The following is a 1,415-nucleotide window of genomic DNA, read 5'->3' on the forward strand; positions in this document are numbered from 1 at the left end:
GTCTGATATGCCTGCTTTTCGGCAAGAGCTCACAACATCTAAGCCATCATGCAAATGCACTTCTATCTCCCGCAATACCTTTAAAGCATCTTCATCTTTGTAACGCTTTCGAGCCATTATCTGATCCTCCTACCTCTAACAAATAATGGCACAGTTTTAAGGGGCTAAGACACCGGAGCAAATGACTCTATGGATTTCAATGGACACACCATCACAAATATTAAAGGAAATTCAAAAACAGTTGAAAATTTCAAGCCACCATAACGGCATTTCTGTCCAAATAGGCATACCCGCAAAGAAATGGGATGGAATATTTGAATATCATTTGAAAGATAACAAATTCCTGACTGTAGATGCGAATTTATGGAGTTTCGAACTTGAAGATTTCGATGGAAAAGTATGCTTAAAAGCATTTCCACCAAAAAAGTTAAATACAGAATACTACCCAAAAATACTAAAAATTATTTTGATCGGTGAGCTAGGAGAAAAGAACTTTTTTGACCTTATTGATAAGGTTAAAATTCTTAACACAATCGGGGATGAGGCCTTCTCATTTAAAGAACTCAGAGAGAGATTCTCCCAAAAATTTCTTTCAGCCTTTTCACAGTTTTAGCAAGCCTAGAGAGGGTGCTAACTCACCGTTCATATTACCCCACGCGGCGCGCGAATGAAAATGCGAGGAATGTGATCAAGATGTTCACAATCAAATGGGTGGAAATCAAAAAGGTGTTCGAATTTCGGGAAATAGAGCGGAGGTAGATCACAAAACGCGTTTGGCAGACGGTGGCAGTGGCGATCCGAAAAAAATGAAGGCCTATTGTGCCATGATTGCCATAAAGAAAAAACAAGAAAAGAGAATACTCATAGGAAAGACGATGACGATGACCAAAAGCCATGAGGCAATAGAAAGAATTCCATTTTTACTTGAACAGGTTGAAGGATGGCCTCCTGTCTAGCCCCATTTTTCTGTACCACTAATTTTGGCTTTCTCTAATAAGGTTTCTGGAACTGGCGGGCGCATATTCAATGCCTGGTGTGGCCTGATGTGGTTATATTCTCTGAGCCACAGATTTATAGCCACCTGTGCTTGCCTGACACTGTGGAACCATTCGGCGTTTAGCACCTCCTGCCTTAAAGTTCCGTTGAACCTCTCATTATAACCGTTTTCCCATGGTGACCCAGGATAGATATGGATTGGTTTAATATCGACCTTTCTGAGCCAGTCTTGTAAGGCTGCCGCGATGAACTCTGGGCCGTTGTCCGAACGGATATATTCAGGCTTTCCATGCTTCATCAGTAAAGGATAAAGCGCGTCCAAAACATCGTTTGCATTCATTTTGGGTCGCACCGTTACGCACAGCGCTTGGCGGGTATATTCATCAAGCACTGTCAGCATCTTGTAGCTGCGCCCATTG

The 1,415-nt window shown here is 42.0% G+C and carries 3 protein-coding genes; 2 read left to right on the plus strand and 1 reads right to left on the minus strand.

The genetic code is table 11. The annotated features are described in order from the left end of the window. Positions 1 to 199 precede the first annotated feature (199 nt). Together BFP76_RS14555 and BFP76_RS14560 are read left to right on the plus strand one after the other, a co-directional pair. Positions 200 to 613: a hypothetical protein gene (locus tag BFP76_RS14555; RefSeq protein WP_133117446.1), complete on the plus strand. Its 414-nt coding sequence runs from the start codon at positions 200 to 202 to the stop codon at positions 611 to 613. A gap of 94 nt (positions 614 to 707) precedes the next feature. Continuing rightward, positions 708 to 956 carry a hypothetical protein gene (locus BFP76_RS14560; protein WP_099594696.1) on the plus strand — a complete coding sequence of 83 codons (249 nt, stop codon included), beginning with the start codon at positions 708 to 710 and terminating at the stop codon, positions 954 to 956. On the opposite strand, the gene BFP76_RS14565 is transcribed toward BFP76_RS14560, so the two are convergent. After that, a partial coding sequence (locus BFP76_RS14565; RefSeq protein WP_133117447.1) for an integrase core domain-containing protein occupies positions 953 to 1,415 on the minus strand: 463 nt, incomplete at its 5' end. The two genes, BFP76_RS14560 and BFP76_RS14565, sit on opposite strands and share 4 nt — an antisense overlap.

Source organism: Paramylibacter kogurei (genome assembly GCF_002742285.1).
Lineage (GTDB): Bacteria > Pseudomonadota > Alphaproteobacteria > Rhodobacterales > Rhodobacteraceae > Amylibacter > Amylibacter kogurei.

Excerpts from the sequence above, each read along its gene's own strand:
- BFP76_RS14555 (WP_133117446.1), top strand. The coding sequence starts at position 200 with ATGGACACACCATCACAAATATTAAAGGAAATTCAAAAACAGTTGAAA.
- BFP76_RS14560 (WP_099594696.1), top strand. The coding sequence starts at position 708 with ATGGGTGGAAATCAAAAAGGTGTTCGAATTTCGGGAAATAGAGCGGAG.